The following is a 17,073-nucleotide window of genomic DNA, read 5'->3' on the forward strand; positions in this document are numbered from 1 at the left end:
CCCCCCCCCCACCCCCCCCCGCCCCGCCCCCCCCGGGGGGGCGGGGGGCGCCCCACCACCCGGCCGGGTGGGGTGCCTCTGGAGCGGAGAGGCACCCCACCCGGCCGATCATTGTGCCGGGTCGATCAGACGTTCTGGCCGTTGCCGCCGCCGGACGACACCTTGATCCCCCGGGTGATCTCGTCGATCACCGACTCCTGCTGACCGACGTCGACGCCGAAGCGGACGACGACGATGTTCTTCGGGTCGGCCGGGGAGGGGAAGGCGAGCGACTCGACGTAGCCGTCGGCGCCCTTGCTCGTGATGGCCTTCCAGCGGACCAGGTAGCCCTTCTGGCCGGCCACCGTCACCGCCTTGGAGGCGAGCACCTCGTGCGAGGTGATCGCGCCGTAGGTGGCACCGCCGTACGAGTCCTTGGCGCTCTTGGCGATGTCCGCCTTGGCGACCTCCTCGGCCGTGCCGCCCGCGGCGCCCAGCAGCTTCGCGGGCGCCGAGTAGGCACCGCCGGTGGTGCACACCTTCGACGTGTCGCCGGGGCACTTGTAGGACTTGTCCGAGCTGACCTGGACGCCCGCGGTGCTCGCCTGGCCGGTCCAGCCCTGCGGCACGGGCAGGCTGATCCCGTTGAACGCGTCCGGCACGGTGCCGCCGCCCTCGACCTTCGGCGCCTCGGTCCGGCCGGGCGACGGGGACCGGTCGCCCGGCCCGCCGGAGCCGCCGCCCGATCCGCCCTGGCCGCCGCTTCGGCCGTCGGAACCGCCCTGCCCCGGCCGCTGCTGCGAACCGGCCCGGTCGCGGCCGCCGGAATCGCCCTTGGACAGCGCGTACACGCCGACGCCGATGCTCACGAGCACCGCGGCCGCCGCCACGACCGCTATGCCGATGCGCAGACCGCGCCGGGGAGCGGCCGGCGGCGGGGCGGGGTACGCCGGATAGCCCGGGTAGCCCGCCTGGGCCGGATAGCCGGAATGGGCCGGGTACGCCTCGCCGGCCGGCTGTGTCGGGGGACCCCATGCGGCGGCCGGCGCGGCGGGGCGGGTCTGGGCCGTCCATGCCGCGCCGTCCCACCAGCGCTCGGTGGCGGGAGAGTCATTCGTCTGCCCGGGGTCGGGGTACCACCCGGGAGGAGTCACCTGCGTCATGCCCCCACCGTATGAGGCGTCGGTGAAAGTGTGATGAGAGGCCCCGGCAACAATTTCGTGGCGGCGGCCGCCCGCCGGTTCGCGGCGACGGCCGTCCGCCGGGATCCCGCCGCCACCGGGGGCGTCACGCCGTCCCCGGTCAGCGCGACTCCAACTCCAGCCGCACCGGCCCCTGCCGGGCGGGCGCGGGCAGCCGCAGACCGTCCCGCCCCGGGGTGAGCGACCCCAGGACGCTCGGCCGCCGGGCGCCGGTGGCGACCGGATCGGTGCCCGGCAGCCCGTGCGCGGTGAGGAAGCCGAGCACGGCGAAGGCGTACGCCTCCTTGGCGTCCGCGGGCAGCCCCAACTCGTCGGAGGTGCGCAAGGAGACCCCGGACAGCCGGTCCCGGAGCAGCGCCATCAACGCGGGGTTGCGGGTGCCGCCGCCCGAGGCGAGCACCTCCGTGGCGCCCACGGACCGCACGCCGTCCGCAACCGTGCGGGCCGTCAGCAGGGTGAGCGTGGCGAGGACGTCCTCGGCGGGCAGGCCGTCGACGCCTGCCGCGCGCAGATAGCCGTGGTGGAACAGCTCCTTGCCGGTCGTCTTCGGGGCGGGCAGCGCGTAGTACGGCTCCGCGAGCAGCCGCTCCAGCAGCGGCTCGCGCACCCGGCCGCGGGCGGCCAGCGCCCCGTCGGCGTCGTAGGCCAGCCGCCCGCCGCTGAACTCCCGGGCGGCCGCGTCGATCAGCGCGCAGCCGGGACCGGTGTCGAAGGCCGTCCCGTCCGGTGCGGTGAGGTTGGCGATCCCGCCGATGTTGAGGGCCACCGGCGTGCCCGGCCGGCCCCGCAGCCACAGCCGGTCGACCAGGCTGACCAGCGGGGCGCCCTGGCCGCCGGCGGCGACGTCCCGGGGCCGGAAGTCGGCGACCACGGTCAGCCCGGTCGCCTCGGCGATCCAGGCGGGCTGGCCCAGCTGGAGCGTGCCGTGCACCCGGCCGTCCTGTGCCCAGTGGTAGACCGTCTGGCCGTGCGAGGCGACCAACTCGGCGGTACCGTCGCAGAGTTCACGGTTCGCGCGGACGGCCGTCGCGGCGAAGGCCTGCCCGATCCGGGTGTCGAGCCGGCACACCCGGGCGAGCGGCACGGCGGCCGGGGGCAGTGACCCCGCGAGGTCCTCCCGCAGCTCGTCCGGGTACGGCTCGCTCACCATGCCGAGCGGCCGCAGGACGAGACAGTCGCCGGCGAGGCGCAGCTCGGCCGCCGCCGCGTCGACGGCGTCGTACGACGTCCCGGACATCAGACCGATCACCAGCATCGCGTCAACCCGCCTTTCTCATACGTCCCTTGGCCAGTGCGAGCGCGCTCACCGCGCAGGCGGCCGCCGCGTAGTACGCGGGCACGTCCGCGTTCCCGGTCCGCCGCACGGCCTCCGTGATGACCAGTCCGGCGCAGCCCGAGAACACGGCGTTCGACAAGGCGTAGGCGAGCCCCAGGCCGGTGCAGCGCACATGCGTCGGGAACATCTCGGCCAGCAGCGCGGGCCCCGGCCCGGCCATCAGCCCCACGACCGCGCCGGCCACGAACACGGCCGCCCCCTGGCCGGCGGGCGAAGTGCCCGGGTCCTGAAGGACGTCGAGGAGCGGCACCGCCAGCACCACCACCAGGACCGCCCCGGTCAGCATCACGGGACGGCGCCCGACCCGGTCGCTCAGCAGCCCCGCCGGGAGGATCGTCGCCGCGAAACCGAGGTTGGCCACGACCGTGGCGAGCAGCGCCCGCCGGACGTCCGTGTGCAGCGTGGTCTGCAGATACGACGGCAGGACCACCAGGAAGGTGTACCCGGCCGCCGACCAGCCCATGACCCGCCCGACGCCGAGGGCCACGGCCCCCGCGAGCCGGCGCCCCGGCCGGCGCTCCACGGCCCGCTCCCCGTTCCGGAACGACGGCGTCTCCTCCAGTCGCAGCCGCAGCCACAGCGCCCCCAGCCCCATCGGCAACGCCAGCAGGAACGGCAACCGCCAGCCCCAGTCGGCCAGCTGATCACCGGTCAGCACCGTCGCCGCCCCGGTGGCCGCCCCGGCCCCGCCCAGCAGCCCCAGCGCCACGGTGAACGACTGCCACGCCCCGTACAGCCCGCGCCGGCCCGGCGGGGCGAACTCCGTCATCACCGACACCGCGCCACCGAATTCACCGCCCGCCGACAGCCCCTGAAGCACCCTCAAAAACGTGAGCAGCCAGGGCGCCAGGACGCCCACCGTGGCGTACGTCGGCAGCACGCCGATCAGCGTGGTCGCTCCGGTCATCAGCGCGACGACCATGATCAGCACCGGTCGCCGGCCGATCCGGTCACCCAGCCGGCCGAACAGGGCCGCGCCGACCGGCCGGAAGAAGAACGCCAGCGCGAAGGAGGCGTACGTCTTCACCAGCGCCTCGACCGCGCCGCCGCCCTCCGGGGTGAAGAAGCGCTGGGCGATGACCGGCGCCAGATAGCCGTAGACGCCGAACTCGTACCACTCGATGAAATTGCCCACCGATCCGGCGGCCAGCGCACGGACGGCGGGGGGTCGTGCCACAGTTCGGCGATCTTCGAAAGTCAGCTTCATTTCCAGGCCTGTTGACGGTCCGTTGGCTCTGTTTGCGGCAGGTCCGGGTCGTGGCGCGTCGCCTGCCCGTACCCGGGTTCACCCGTCCCGGCAACAGGTGCCGGGACGGGCCTCCGCATAGCCAAGCGGACGGCTACGCTCGTGGTCTGTACGTCGTTCGGGCGACTTGGGGAGGTAACGGGATGACGGAGGCACGGCCCCCAGCGGCCGCCTCGGCTTCCCTGTGGGAGCGCGACGCGGAGATCACCGCCGTCGCGCAGGCGCTCGACGGCCTGTGCGCGGACCGCTCGTCCTCGGGAAACCTGCTGGTCTTCCGGGGTGAGGCGGGCATCGGCAAGACCGCGCTGCTGGCCGAGACTCGGCGGGTCGCCGAACGGCGCGGCTGCACGGTCTGGTCCGCCCGCGGCGGCGAGACCCTGCGCTCCGTCCCCTTCAACGTGGTACGGCAGCTGCTGCAGCCCGCGCTCGTCTCGCTGATGCCCGAGGAGGCGCGCGAGTACCTCGGCGACTGGTACGAGATCGCGGGCCCCGCGCTCGGCATAGCGGAGCCCACCGAGGGACAGGCCGACCCGCAGGGCGTGTGCGACGGGCTGGTCGCCGCCGTGCGCCGACTCGCCAAACGCGAGTGGCCGCTGGTGCTGCTGATCGACGACGCGCACTGGGCCGACCAGGAGACCCTGCGCTGGCTCGCCGCCTTCGCCGAGCGCCTCGACGACCTGTCCGTCCTGGTCGTGGTCGCCCGCCGCCCCGGCGAGGTCACCGGCGACAGCGCCCGCTACCTCGAAGCGGTCGCCGCCACCGCGGGCGACCCCGTCGCCAACCTGGTCGCCCTCACCCCGGAGGCCGTCGCCGGGCTCACCCGCGCCGCCCTCGGCCGGTACGCCGACGCCCCCTTCTGCCGCGAGGTCTGGGCCGTCACCGGCGGCAACCCGTACGAGACCGTCGAACTCCTCGCCAAGGTGCGGGACAACGAGATCGAACCCGTCGAGGCACGGGCCGGCGAACTGCGGCCGCTCAACCGCTCGGCCCGGGGCGGCGGACTCGTCACCCGCCTGCAGGAACTCGGCATCGACGCCACCCGGTTCGCCTGGGCGGCCGCCATCCTCGGCACCGGCATCACCGTGGACCTGGTCGCCCAGCTCGCCATGATGAGCCTGGACGACGCGGCGCGCTGCGCCGAACTGCTGACCAATGCGCGCATCCTCACCGAGCCGGACCCGGCCGGCGCCCGGCCCGAGGACGGCGACCTGGAGTTCGTCCACCCGCTGATCGCCTCCGCCGTCTACAACTCCATCCCGCCGTCCACGTGCACCGCCATGCACGGCATCGCCGCCCAGATCGTCACCGACATTGGGCGCGGCGCCGCTGCGGCCTCCCGCCACCTCCTGGAGGTGCATCCGGACGACGACGAGGAACTCGTCGAGCAGCTGCGCGAGGCCGCCCGCGAACACCTCGCCGTCGGCGCTCCCGACGCGGCCCGCCGTTGTCTGGAACGCGCCCTGGTCGAGCCGCCCGTGCCCGAGATCCACGCGCGGGTGCTCTACGAACTGGGCTGCGCCACCCTGCTGACCGCGCCCGCGACGACCATCCACCACCTGCAGAGCGCGCTCGCCATGCCCGGCCTCGACGGCGGCGAACGCGTCGACGCCGTCGTCCGCCTGTCCCAGGCCCTGCTCCACAACGACCAGCTGGAGGAGGCCGTCCGCACCGTCGGTGCCGAGGCCGCGCGCCACGAGCCCGGACCCGCACGGATGCGGCTGCAGGCCGTGCAGTTCATGTGGGAGGGCATCTACGCGGGCGAGGCGACCTCACCGGGGCGCTCGGAGCGGCTCGCCGAACTCGCCGGGATGTGTGCCGGCCGGGACAACGCCGAGCGCGCGCTGCTGATCCTGCGCGGCTTCGACGCCCTGACGCACGGCGAGAGCGCCGAGGAGGTCGTCGGGCACTGCGACCGCGCGCTCGTCAACGGGCGGCTGGCACCGGGCCTCGGCTGGACCGACACCGAGTGGGGCATCGAACTCCTGCTCATGCTGGCCAACGCGTACGCCTACGCCGACCGGCTGGACCGGGCCGAGGCCCTGTACAACGAAGCCCTGCGCACCTACGAGACCGCCCGCTGGAGCGGCGGCCACCTCGCCCTGGCCCACGCCTACGTGGGTTTCGGGCACCGCAGGCGGGGCCGGCTCAGGGAGGCGGAGGCGTCCCTGCGGGAGGCGCTCGGCCTCGCCGAGCGCGTCGGCCGGGGCCTGCCCCTGTACTGGACCGCCGCCTGCAACCTCGTCGACACGCTGCTCGCCCGCGGTCAGGTCGACGAGGCGTGGGCGATCGCCGAACAGGGCGGATTCGCCCCGCCGTACCCGTCCACCATCGTGCTGCCGGATCCCCGCTCCGTGCGCGGCCGGCTGCTGCTGGCCGTCGGCCGCGTCGACGAGGGCATCGACGAACTGGAGGCGGCGGCCAAGGCCGCGGCCGTCCGCGGTCACCACAACCCGGTGATGGTTCCCTGGACGGTCGACCTCGCACGGGGCCTGGCCCAACGGGACCCGGGCCGCGCCGCCCAGCTCGTCACCGACGCCCGCCGCCAGGCCGAGCGGTTCGGCACGGACACCGCCATCGGGGAGGCCCTGCGCTGTGCGGCGGCCCTGGAAACGGGCCAGCGTGCGGTCCGGCTGGCCGCGCAGGCCGTCGCCTACCTGGAGGCCTCGCCCTGCCAGTACGAACACGCGGCGGCCCGCGTCGAGTACGGCATCGCGGCACGCTCGGTCGCCGAGCTCAACCGGGGCCTGGCGCTGGCCCGGTCGTGCGGCGCCGACGGGCTGGTGGCCCAGGCGAGGGAGGTCCTGGACACGGGCCGCGGCCTGGTCTGACCGGGTGACCGGGACCGGAGCGTGGGCCGAGGGGTCGCGCGGTTCGCGCTCGCGGGCCGGGCCGCCTCAGAGCGCCAGGAGCTGCGCGGTGACCGCCGCCAGCCGCTTGCGCACCTCCGGGTCGTACGCCTTCTCGTGCGCCCGCGCCGGACGCGTGCCCTCCAAGTAGCCGCCCGAGCCCAGGTCCCGCGTGGCCGACGCCAGTACGCCGGGCGCCCCCTCCGCGACCGTGCGCCGCGGGGGGATCCCCGCCTCGCGCACCATCGCCGTGTCCATATGGGTCGCCGGGTGCAGCACATTCACCGACACGCCGCTGCCCGCCAGCTCCTCGGCCAGCGAGAAGGTGTACGCGGCGAGGGCGAACTTGCTGCGGGCGTACGCCGACAGCCCGCTGTAACCGCGCGTGAGCTCGGGGTCGGCGAAGTCGAGCGGCTCCTGGGCGGCCGAGCCGACGTTGACGATCCGGGCCGGCGCGTTCGCGCGCAGCACCGGCAACAGGGCCCGGGTCAGCACGACCGGGGCGAGGTAATTCACCGCGAGACACAGCTCGTGCCCGTCGGCACTCAGCTGCCGGGCGGAGTCCGGCGCGCCGCCGCCCACCCCCGCGTTGTTGATCAGCACATCGAGCCCGGGACGCGCCTCGGCGACCCGGGCCCCCAGCTCCCGCACCTGATGAAGCGAGGCCAGGTCCGCGACGAACCCCTCGGTCTCACCCTCGGCGCGCAGTTCACCGACGAGCCGCTCGGTGCGCTCCGGGTCGCGTCCGTGGGCGAGGACGACATGGCCGGAGCGGACCAGCTCGAAGGCGACGTACCGGCCGAGCCCGGAGGTCGCGCCGGTGATCAGAACAGTGGACATATCGCCAGCCTAGGCACGGTCCGGTGGCGGTGCGTGGTGCCGCTGAGGCTACGACCGGCAGGATCACCCTCGGCCGGTCTCCTCCCCGGTCTCCTCCCCGGCGTCCTCCTCCGCGAGCGCGCGCTGGGCCGTCGCGAATGCCGAGTTCGCGGCGGGGACCCCGCAGTACACGGCCGTCTGCAGCAGCACCGCGCCGATCTCCTCCGGCGTGAGCCCGCCTCGCCGGGCCGCTCGCACGTGCAGCGCCAGCTCCTCGTAGTGGCCGTGCGCGACCAGGGCCGTCAGGGTGATCATGCTGCGTTCGCGGCGTGCCAGCGTCGGGTCCGTCCAGACCTCGCCCCACGCGTACCGGGAGATGAAGTCCTGGAACCGGGCGGTGAAGGGGGTCTGCCGGGCCTGGGCCCGGTCGACGTGCGCGTCGCCGAGCACCTCCCGGCGTACCGCCATGCCGCGCCCCGGAACGCCGTCGAGGTGGGCGCGCAGGGCGGCGACCACGGGCCGGGGACACTGCGCGGGCGCCAGGTGCGAGGCCCCGGGCAGCTCCACCAGCGTCGACCCCGGCACCGCGTCCGCGATCTCCCGCAGATGGGCGGGCGGCGTCGCGGGATCCTCCCGGCCGGCGATCAGCAGGGTCGGTACGGAGATGTCCGCCAGCCGGTCGCGTACATCGAACGCGGCCAGCGCGTCGCAGCAGGCGGCGTAGGCCGCCGGGTCCGCCTCCCGGTGCGCGCGGACGAGCCGGGGCACCGTGAAGCCGGGCGTGAACCAGCGGGCGTCGGCGCTCTCCACCAGCCACTCCAGCCCTTCACGGCGGACACGCTCGGCCCGTTCCCGCCAGGGCCGGGAGCCGTTGAAGTGGGCGGAGGAGCAGACGACGGCCAGCGACTGAAGCCGCTCGGGGTGGTGCACGGCCAGATGCAGCCCCACCGCCCCGCCGAGCGACACCCCGGCGTAGCCGAACCGCTCGATGCCGAGGGAGTCGGCGAGCGCGAGGACCAGGTCCGCCAGATCGCCGACCGTGGCACCCGGCCCGATCAGGTCCGCAGGGGAACCGCCGTGCCCCGGCAAGTCCCAGCGGACCACCCGGTGGGTCGCCGACAGCTCCGGCGCTACGTCGTCCCACAGGGCGTACGAGGTGCCGAGCGACGGTCCGAGGAGCAGCGGGGGAGCCGAAGCGGGCCCCTCGGTGCGGTGGTTGAGGAGTTGTCCGGTCATCAACGTCGCTCCAGAGCACGGTCGGTGAGCGTTCCGGCGGAGCCGGTGCCACGGGCGGGATCGGTGAGCTCGTCGAGGTCGAGGTCGGGTTCGAGACCGAGGGCGCGGGCGTTGTCCTTCGACTCGGGCTGCTCGGCGAGGAGTTCGGCGAGTGGGCGGCCCTCGGTGCGGGTGCGGCGGGCGAGTTCGGTGAGCAGTTCCTTCGCGCGGGCGCGGCCGAGGACCGGGGTCAGCGCGGCGGACAGCCGCTCCGAGACGATCAACCCCCCGGTGAGATCGAGGTGGTGGCGCATCGCGTCCGCGTCCACCCGCAGCCCCTCGGTCAGCTCGGCCGCGTCGCGTGCCGCGCCGCCGACCAGCCGGAGCAGGTCGCGCAGCGGTTCCCATTCGGCGTGCCAGGCTCCGGCCGGCCGCTCGTCCTCCGCCGCCATCGACCCGTACAGCGTGGCGGCGAGCTGCGGGGCGCGCCGGGCGGCGGCCGCGACGAGCGTGGAGCGTACGGGATTCGCCTTGTGCGGCATCGCCGACGAGCCGCCGCCGCTGCCCTCGCCGACCTCCGCGATCTCGGTGCGGGAGAGGGTGAGCACATCCGCGGCGAGCTTGCCGAGCGCTCCGGCGGTGAAGGCCAGACAGCCGGCGAGGTCGGCGATCGGAGTGCGCAGAGTGTGCCAGGGCAACTCCGGGGCGACGAGCCCGACTTCGCGGGCGAACGCCTCGGTCAGCGCACGCGTGTCCTCGGCGCCGTACGCCTCGAAGGCCGCCAGCGTGCCGGCCGCGCCGCCGAGTTGGGCGGGGAGCGAGTCCCGTACCCGGGTGACGCGGTCGCGCGCGTCGAGGACCAGTGAGCGCCAGCCCGCCGCCTTCAGGCCGAAGGTGGTCGGCACGGCGTGCTGGGTGAGCGTGCGCCCCGGCATCGGGGTGTCGCGGTGCGCGGCGGCCGTTCGGGCCAGGGCACGCTCGGTGCGGGCGAGGTCGGCGAGGACGAGGTCGAGGGTGCGTACGGAGACCAGCATCGCGGCGGTGTCCAGGATGTCCTGGCTGGTGGCGCCCCGGTGGACGTACGGACCGTACTCCGCGCCCACCGCCCTGGTCAGATCGGCCACCAGCGGGATGACGGGGTTGCCGCCGCCCCGGGCCCGCTCGGCGAGGGAGCGTACGTCGAAGCGGGTGGCGTCGGCGGCCTCGGTCACCGCCGTCGCCGCCCGCGCCGGGGCGAGTCCCAGCGCGGCCTGGGCGCGGGTCAGCGCGGCCTCCGCGCCCAGCAGCGCCCGCAGGTACGCGGTGTCGTCCGTCGCGGAGGCGGCGGGGGAACCGGCCCACCCGGGGCCGAGCAGACCGGTGCCGGACTCTTCGGGTGTCACTGGAACTCCAGGAAGACCGTCTCGCCCTCGCCCTGAAGGCGGATGTCGAAACGGTACGTTCCACGGCCCTCGTCGACGGCGATCAGCGTGTCGCGCCGCGCCTCGTCGAGCCGGGCGAGCAGCGGGTCGGCGGCGAGCGCCGCCGGGTCGCCGGGCAGGTAGATCCGGGTGAAGAGGTGGACCAGCAGGCCGCGCGCGAAGACACAGACACTGAGGTAGGGGGCGCTCTGCCCGCGTGCGCCGGGCCGCAGCGTGCGCGCGTGCCAGTGGCCGGCCGCGTCCGTCTGGACGCGGCCCCAGCCGGTGAACTCCACGCCGTCTCGGCCCAGATGGCCGCCGGTCGCGGGGTCGCGGCGGATCGAGCCGTCGGCCGTCGCCACCCTGCCGTCCGGATCGGGCCCCCACAGTTCCAGCAGTGCGTCCGGCAGCGGGGCGCCCTCGCCGTCGTGGACGTGTCCGTGGACGGTGATCGTGTCCGGATGGCCGAGCGGGGCGATGTCACCGCCGCCCGGGAACGGCAGCGCGTACCCGTAGAACGGGCCGACCGTGTGCGACGGGGTCGGCAGGACGCTCTCGGGCCCGCTCGGGTCGGTCGTCGTCATGACAGGTCAGCGTCCTTCCTGGGGCCAGGTGGCGGCGGGGCCGTCCAGCACGATGTCCCAGTGGTAGCCGAGCGAGAACTCCGGCACCGACAGGCTGTGGTCGTACGTCGCGACCAGCCGCTGCCGGGCCGCGTCGTCCGTGACCGACTGGAGGATCGGGTCGTACGGGAACAGCGGGTCGTTCGGGAAGTACATCTGCGTCACCAACCGCTGGGTGAACGCCGTGCCGAAGAGGGAGAAGTGGATGTGCGCCGGGCGCCAGGCGTTGACGTGGTTGCGCCACGGATAGGGGCCCGGCCGGACGGTGGTGAAGCGGTAGCCGCCGTTGGCGTTCGTGAGCGTGCGCCCCGTGCCGGTGAAGTTCGGGTCCAGTGGCGCGTCGTGCTGCTCGCGCCGGTGGGCGTAGCGGCCGGCCGCGTTCGCCTGCCAGATCTCGATCAGCTGGCCCCTGACCGGGCGGCCGTCCCGGTCGAGCAGGCGGCCGGAGACGGTGATGCGCTCACCGATCGGCGCGCCGGTGTGCTGCCGGGTGAGGTCGTTGTCGGTCTCGGTGAGGTCCCGCTCGCCGAACGCGGGGGAGTGCAGCTCCACCAGCTCCGGGTCCGCGCGCACGTCGATGGTGACCGGCGGCCGCACGGGGTGGCGCAGTGCGGAGGAGCGGTACGGGGCGTAGTCGCGGCGCGGGTGGTGTTCGACGGGGGCGCCGTCGGCGACCCGCTTCCGGTATTCGGCGCGGCGTGCCGCCATCTCCTGGTCGACGTCCTGCTGGGTGAGAGGCATGAAGGGCTCCTGGGGGTCCTGGGGGTCCTGGAGGTCCTGGAGGTCCTGGCGTGGCACGGGGTCCACGATGTGCACCGCGTTCACAGCAGGTCCTCCGTGACGACCAGCCGGGTGCCCGTCCTGGCGATGACCTCGTCGACGGTCACCTCGGGCGCGGTCTCGATCAACATCAGACCTTCGTGTGTCACGTCGAGCACGCCCAGATCCGTGACGACTCGGTTCACACATGCCCTGCCGGTGAGCGGAAGCGTGCACTCGTCGAGGATCTTCGGGCTGCCGTCCTTGGCGGTGTGGGTCATCACCACGATGACCGTGCCGGCGCCGTGCACCAGGTCCATCGCCCCACCGATGCCGGTGATCAGCTTCCCGGGGACGGCCCAGTTGGCCAGGTCACCCCGCGCCGACACCTGCATCGCGCCGAGGACGGCCACGTCGATGTGCCCGCCCCGGATCATCGCGAAGGACAGCGCCGAGTCGAAGAAGGAGGCGCCCGGCAGGACCGTGACGGTCTCCTTGCCCGCGTTGATCAGATCCGGGTCCACCCGGTCCTCGGCGGGGTAGGGGCCCGTGCCCAGGATCCCGTTCTCCGACTCCAGGACCACCTCGACGCCCGCGGGCAGGTGATTGGGGATCAGCGTCGGCAGCCCGATGCCGAGATTGACGTACTGACCGTCGCTCAGTTCGCGCGCGGCGCGGGCGGCCATCTCCTCGCGTGTCCAGGCCATCAGGAGCTCACCGTCCGCCGCTCGATCCGCTTGTCCGCCGCCTGCGCGGGCGTCAGCGCCACGACCCGCCGCACGAAGACGCCGGGCAGGTGCACCGCGTCCGGGTCGATCGCGCCGGGCTCGACGAGTTCCTCCACCTCGGCGATCGTCACCCGGCCGGCCATCGCCGCCAGCGGGTTGAAGTTCCGGGCGGACCTGTTGAAGACGAGGTTGCCGTGCCGGTCGCCCTTGGCCGCGCGTACCAGGGCGAAGTCGGTGCGGATGCCGCGCTCCAGCACGTACTCGGTGCCGTCGAACGCGCGGACCTCCTTCGGCGGCGAGGCGAGCGCCACCCCGCCCGAGCCGTCGTAGCGCCAGGGCAGTCCGCCCTCGGCGACCTGGGTGCCCACTCCGGCCGGGGTGTAGAAGGCGGGGATCCCGGCCCCGCCGGCCCGCAGCCGCTCGGCCAGCGTCCCCTGCGGGATCAGCTCCACCTCCAGTTCCCCGGCCAGGTACTGGCGGGCGAACTCCTTGTTGGCGCCGATGTAGGAGCCGGTCACCCGGGTGATCCGGCCGGCCGCCAGCAGGACGGCGAGGCCGGACTCCAGCGCCCCGCAGTTGTTGGAGACCACCGACAGCCCGCCGACCCCACGCTCGTACAGAGCCTGGATCAGGACGTCCGGGACCCCGCTCAGCCCGAAGCCGCCGACCGCGAGCGACGCGCCGTCCGGCACATCGGCCACCGCCTCCAGGGCCGTGGCGACCACCTTGTCCATCCGCGAAGCCCCATCTCGTCCTGGCGTCCCGACCGCGGCAGGAACCGCGAATTAATCAGGGCACTGAGTATTTGGTGAGCCGGTCCTCACGCTGCCATCACGCTGCCGCAGCGTCAAGAGCTGGACCGATGGCCGATGTGACCGCAGACAGTCAGCCGGGCGAGGGGTATCGTTCAGTACACCGACGAAAAATGCACCAACGAGGAGCACACATGGCCGCGGTGGACCTCACGACCCACCCCGGGCATCTGGCCCGGCGGCTGCAGCAGGCCCACTACCTGCTGTGGAACACGATGGTCTCGGAGGAGGTCACCTCGCCGCAGTTCGCCGTCCTGAACGCGCTCGTCGCCGAGCCGGGCCTCGACCAGCGCACCGTGGGGGAGCGGGTGGGGCTCGACCGGTCGACCATCGCCGAGGTGATCAGCCGGCTCTCCCGGCGCGACCTCCTCGACAAGGTGCGCGACCCGCAGGACGGCCGCCGGTTCCTGCTGCGCCTCACCGACGAGGGAGTGCGCACCCACCGCAGGCTGAGCGTGCGCACGGCCCGGATGAACCAGGTCTTCCTGGCCCCGCTCTCGGCCGAGGAACGGACCCTCTTCCTGGACCTGATCCGCCGGGTCTCGGACGCGGCGGAGGGACTGCGCCATCCCGCGGAGCCCCTCGCCGCACAGCCCTGATCAGCCGTCGGACTCCGTGAACACCACCCACACCTGGCCGTTCGCGAAGTTCACCGGCGTGCCGTCCGGGCCGGTGAAGCCCGTGCCGTCGTGCACGGTGGGGCGCGTCCAGGTGGCGTCGAAGGCGCGCCCGTCCCGCAGCACCTCCGCCTTCCCGGCTCCCACCGTCTCGGTGAACGGCGTGTTGTTGCCGAGCACGTCGTGGTACGCCGAATCGCGCACCGTCACGTGCTGTACGACGACCGTCGCCGGGGCCACCGGCTCGCCGTCGGCCGTCACGGCGGGCGTGCCGTCCATCGCGACCAGATAGCGGTGCCGCTCGGGGGACCAGGTGAAGGTGAAGCGGGCGGCGGGGTAGCGCACGGTGCGGGTGGCCTCGGCCCGGCCGCCGGCGGGCGCCGCGCCGTAGTGGAAGCCGGTGGTCAGCGCGGCCGGGCCCGGTGCGGAGGGCAGCAGTCGGTCCGGGCGCAGATAGAGGTTGTGCGGGGCGGGCCGGTCGGTGCCCCGGTAGTACGCGCCGGACGTCCCCTCCGGGGTCTCCGGTCGCAGCGAGGCCTTGTCGATCAGCGGCAGCAGCTTGTGCTGCGCTCCGGAGAAGGCCAGGACCGGCCGGTCGAACTGGCCCAGCAGTTCCAGGTCGGACTCGCGGGCGCTGCGCACCGGCCCGACGGCCTCGGGCAGCCGGGAGGCGTACACCGCCATCAGCCGGCTCAGCCCGCCCTCGACCTGCTCCGCGTACACGACGTCCGCCGCGTCCAGCCCCCTCTGCGGGCGTGCTGCGCCCACGTTGTCGATCTTCACGGCGAGGAGCGGACCCGCGTCGCCCACGCTCCGGCCCGTGCCCCCGCCCATGCCCGGCGCCGTTTGCCGGCCCCGCCCGTCGTCGGCCGGGGCGTGCCCCCTCGTGCAGCCCGCCGCGAGGGAAGCCGTCAGCGCGGCGGCCAGCAGTGCCGCCGCTCCGACGCGCCGTGAGCGCGACCGCTCTCTCATGTCCACCGCCGTTGCCACCCCGTCCGTGTCGTCGATTGTGCGCTCGTACGTTCAGTAATGGCCATACCCGATTGATCCCGATCAGGAGCGTTTGATTCTGATTGGGTCACTTCAATGCTCTGATCGGCTTACGTCGCCGGACGCGGGGGTACCCGGGCGGCACCGTCACGCGGGCGGCACCGTCACGGAGGGAGCGCGACGCCATGAAGGCAGTGACGTGGCAGGGCAGGCGGGACGTACGGGTGGACGACGTGCCCGACCCGAGGATCGAGGAACCGACGGACGCCGTCATCCGCGTCACGTCCACCGGGCTGTGCGGCTCCGATCTACACCTGTACGAGGTGCTGACCGCGTTCATGACCCCGGGCGACATCCTCGGACACGAACCCATGGGCATCGTCGAGGAGGTCGGCGCCGGGGTGCCGGACCTGCGGGCGGGCGACCGGGTGGTGGTGCCGTTCCAGATCGCCTGCGGCGGCTGCTGGATGTGCCTCACCGGGTTGCCCACGCAGTGCGAGACCACCCAGGTCACCGGCGAGGGCATGGGCGCCGCCCTGTTCGGCTACACCCGCCTGTACGGCGCGGTGCCGGGCGCCCAGGCCGAGTACCTGCGGGTCCCGCAGGCGCAGTACGGTCCGATCAAGGTGCCCGAGGGGCCGCCGGACGACCGCTTCCTCTACCTCTCCGACGTCCTGCCCACCGCCTGGCAGGCGGTCGCCTACGCCGGCGTCCCTGCCGGTGGCAGCATCGCCGTCCTCGGCCTCGGACCGATCGGCGACATGGCCTGCCGGATCGCCCGCGTGCGCGGCGCGGAGCGGGTGTTCGGCGTCGATCTGGTCCCCGAGCGCCTGGAACGGGCGCGCCAACACGGCGTGGAGACGTACGACCTCACCGACTTCGACGACGAGAAGGACCTGGTCTCGGCGATCCGCGACGCGACCGGCGGCCGGGGCCCGGACGCCGTGATCGACGCCGTCGGCACCGAGGCCCACGGCAGCGCCGCCGCGCGCCTCGCCCAGCAGGCCTCCTCGTTCCTGCCCCGCAGGATCGGCGGGCCGCTCGCCGAGCGCTTCAGCGTCGACCGGCTCGCCGCCCTGTACGCCGCGATCGACCTTGTCCGGCGGGGCGGCACCCTCTCGCTCGTCGGCGTGTACGGCGGCACCGCCGATCCCCTGCCGTTGCTCACGCTCTTCGACAAGCAGGTGCAGATCCGGATGGGCCAGGCCAACGTGCGCCGCTGGAGCGACGACATCCTGCCCTATCTGACCGACGAGGACCCGCTCGGCGTCGACGACTTCGCCACCCACCGGCTGCCGCTGAACGAGGCGCCGCACGCGTACGAGATGTTCCAGCGCAAGCAGGACGGTGCGATCAAGATCGTCATGCGGCCCTGAACCGGCCGTGGCTTCACCGGCTCGCCGGCTCCCCGGTTCAGTCGGCGGAGCCGCCGGTGCCGAGGATCTCCGCGAGGTCGTAACGGACCGGCTCCTCCAACTGGGCGTAGGTGCAGCTCTCCGGCGTGCGGTCGGGTCGCCAGCGGCGGAAGCGGGCGGTGTGCCGGAAGCGGGCCCCGTTCTCCATGTGGTCGTACGCCACCTCGGCCACCCGCTCCGGCCGGAGCGGCACCCAGGACAGGTCCTTCTTGCCCGACCAGCGGCTGGGCGCTCCGGGCAGCCGGGCACTCTCGTGCGCGGCCTCGTCCGACCAGGCCGCCCACGGATGTCCGGTCACGCCCGCCATCCGCAGCGGCTCCAGTTCCTCGACCAGTTCGGCGCGCCGCTTCATCGCGAAGGCGGCCGACACGCCCACGTGCTGCAGGGCGCCGTGCTCGTCGAACAGGCCGAGCAGCAGCGAACCGACCACCGGGCCGCTCTTGTGGTAGCGGTAGCCCGCCACCACGACGTCCGCCGTGCGCTCGTGCTTGATCTTGAACATGGCGCGCTGGTCCTGCAGATAGCGCAGGCCGAGCGGTTTGGCGATGACGCCGTCCAGACCGGCCCCCTCGTACTGCTCGAACCAGGTGTGCGCCACCTCGATGTCGGTCGTCGCCGGTGCCAGGTGGACCGGGGGCGTCACCCCGGCCAGGGCCCGTTCCAGGAGCGCCCGGCGGTCCGTCAGCGGGACGTCCAGCAGCGATGCGTCGGCCAGCGCCAGCACGTCGAAGGCGACGAAGGAGGCGGGGGTCCGCTCCGCCAGCGTTCGCACCCGGGAGTCGGCCGGGTGGATGCGCTCGGTGAGCGCGTCGAAGTCGAGCCGCCCCTCCCGCGCGATCACGATCTCGCCGTCCAGCACGCAGCGCTCGGGCACCCGCTCCTTCAGCGCAGCGACCAGCTCGGGGAAGTACCTGGTCAGCGGCTTTCCGGTACGGCTGCCGAGTTCGACCTCGGCCCCGTCGCGGAACACGACGGCCCGGAAGCCGTCCCACTTCGCCTCGTAGTGCATGTCCGGCGGGATCTTCGCCACCGACTTGGCGAGCATGGGCTTCACGGGCGGCATCACCGGCAGATCCATACTGCGAT

The 17,073-nt window shown here is 73.9% G+C and carries 15 protein-coding genes; 3 read left to right on the forward strand and 12 right to left on the reverse strand.

What is annotated here, in order from left to right; all coding sequences use genetic code 11:
- Nucleotides 1–125: 125 nt before the first annotated feature.
- From ACWGKT_RS14780 to ACWGKT_RS14790, 3 genes are all read right to left on the reverse strand, one after another.
- Nucleotides 126–1,142 (reverse strand): DUF2510 domain-containing protein, encoded by a 1,017-nt coding sequence (locus ACWGKT_RS14780; protein WP_453273894.1) that lies wholly within the window; start codon nucleotides 1,140–1,142, stop codon nucleotides 126–128.
- 139 nt (nucleotides 1,143–1,281) lie between these two features.
- Entirely contained in the window at nucleotides 1,282–2,436 is a 1,155-nt protein-coding gene (locus ACWGKT_RS14785; protein ID WP_453273895.1) for an anhydro-N-acetylmuramic acid kinase, read from the reverse strand.
- 4 nt (nucleotides 2,437–2,440) lie between these two features.
- Nucleotides 2,441–3,724 carry an MFS transporter gene (locus ACWGKT_RS14790; RefSeq protein ID WP_453273896.1) on the reverse strand — a complete coding sequence of 428 codons (1,284 nt, stop codon included), beginning with the start codon at nucleotides 3,722–3,724 and terminating at the stop codon, nucleotides 2,441–2,443.
- Nucleotides 3,725–3,906: 182 nt separating this feature from the next.
- On the opposite strand from ACWGKT_RS14790, the gene ACWGKT_RS14795 reads away from it, so the two are divergent.
- A complete protein-coding gene (locus tag ACWGKT_RS14795) occupies nucleotides 3,907–6,591 on the forward strand; it encodes an ATP-binding protein (RefSeq protein ID WP_356147216.1) in 2,685 nt (894 codons plus the stop codon).
- 66 nt (nucleotides 6,592–6,657) lie between these two features.
- Here the strand turns inward: ACWGKT_RS14795 and ACWGKT_RS14800 are convergent, their stop codons facing one another.
- The 7 genes from ACWGKT_RS14800 to ACWGKT_RS14830 form a co-directional block, all read right to left on the reverse strand.
- Nucleotides 6,658–7,449: an SDR family NAD(P)-dependent oxidoreductase gene (locus ACWGKT_RS14800; protein WP_453273897.1), complete on the reverse strand. Its 792-nt coding sequence runs from the start codon at nucleotides 7,447–7,449 to the stop codon at nucleotides 6,658–6,660.
- Nucleotides 7,450–7,512: 63 nt separating this feature from the next.
- Nucleotides 7,513–8,664, reverse strand: coding sequence for a bifunctional 3-oxoadipate enol-lactonase/4-carboxymuconolactone decarboxylase PcaDC (gene pcaDC, locus ACWGKT_RS14805; RefSeq protein WP_453273898.1), 1,152 nt, complete (start codon nucleotides 8,662–8,664; stop codon nucleotides 7,513–7,515).
- Entirely contained in the window at nucleotides 8,664–10,025 is a 1,362-nt protein-coding gene (gene pcaB, locus ACWGKT_RS14810) for a 3-carboxy-cis,cis-muconate cycloisomerase (protein ID WP_453273899.1), read from the reverse strand. The genes pcaDC and pcaB overlap by 1 nt, the downstream gene beginning before the upstream one ends.
- On the reverse strand, nucleotides 10,022–10,627 hold the full coding sequence (gene pcaG / locus ACWGKT_RS14815) for a protocatechuate 3,4-dioxygenase subunit alpha (protein ID WP_453273900.1): 606 nt from the start codon (nucleotides 10,625–10,627) through the stop codon (nucleotides 10,022–10,024). Before pcaG ends, pcaB begins: the two co-directional genes overlap by 4 nt.
- Nucleotides 10,628–10,633: 6 nt before the next feature.
- Nucleotides 10,634–11,407: a protocatechuate 3,4-dioxygenase subunit beta gene (pcaH, locus tag ACWGKT_RS14820; protein WP_453274024.1), complete on the reverse strand. Its 774-nt coding sequence runs from the start codon at nucleotides 11,405–11,407 to the stop codon at nucleotides 10,634–10,636.
- Between the two features lie 80 nt (nucleotides 11,408–11,487).
- Nucleotides 11,488–12,132 carry a CoA transferase subunit B gene (locus tag ACWGKT_RS14825; protein WP_453273901.1) on the reverse strand — a complete coding sequence of 215 codons (645 nt, stop codon included), beginning with the start codon at nucleotides 12,130–12,132 and terminating at the stop codon, nucleotides 11,488–11,490.
- Nucleotides 12,132–12,887: a CoA transferase subunit A gene (locus ACWGKT_RS14830; protein ID WP_453273902.1), complete on the reverse strand. Its 756-nt coding sequence runs from the start codon at nucleotides 12,885–12,887 to the stop codon at nucleotides 12,132–12,134. Before ACWGKT_RS14830 ends, ACWGKT_RS14825 begins: the two co-directional genes overlap by 1 nt.
- A 212-nt stretch (nucleotides 12,888–13,099) precedes the next feature.
- On the opposite strand from ACWGKT_RS14830, the gene ACWGKT_RS14835 reads away from it, so the two are divergent.
- Complete coding sequence (locus tag ACWGKT_RS14835) at nucleotides 13,100–13,564, forward strand: MarR family winged helix-turn-helix transcriptional regulator (protein ID WP_453273903.1); 465 nt, start codon at nucleotides 13,100–13,102, stop codon at nucleotides 13,562–13,564.
- On the opposite strand, the gene ACWGKT_RS14840 is transcribed toward ACWGKT_RS14835, so the two are convergent.
- The gene (locus tag ACWGKT_RS14840; RefSeq protein ID WP_453273904.1) at nucleotides 13,565–14,554 is read right to left on the reverse strand and encodes a DUF3048 domain-containing protein; all 990 of its coding nucleotides are present in this window, start codon (nucleotides 14,552–14,554) and stop codon (nucleotides 13,565–13,567) included.
- 203 nt (nucleotides 14,555–14,757) lie between these two features.
- Here ACWGKT_RS14840 and ACWGKT_RS14845 point away from each other — a divergent pair, with 203 nt between their 5' ends.
- Nucleotides 14,758–15,948 (forward strand): zinc-dependent alcohol dehydrogenase, encoded by a 1,191-nt coding sequence (locus tag ACWGKT_RS14845; RefSeq protein ID WP_356147190.1) that lies wholly within the window; start codon nucleotides 14,758–14,760, stop codon nucleotides 15,946–15,948.
- Nucleotides 15,949–15,985: 37 nt separating this feature from the next.
- Here ACWGKT_RS14845 and ACWGKT_RS14850 read toward each other — a convergent pair whose 3' ends face one another.
- Nucleotides 15,986–17,065: an ATP-dependent DNA ligase gene (locus ACWGKT_RS14850; protein ID WP_453273905.1), complete on the reverse strand. Its 1,080-nt coding sequence runs from the start codon at nucleotides 17,063–17,065 to the stop codon at nucleotides 15,986–15,988.
- Between the last annotated feature and the right edge of the window lie 8 nt (nucleotides 17,066–17,073).

The sequence above is a fragment of the Streptomyces sp. NPDC054794 genome, from assembly GCF_053611585.1.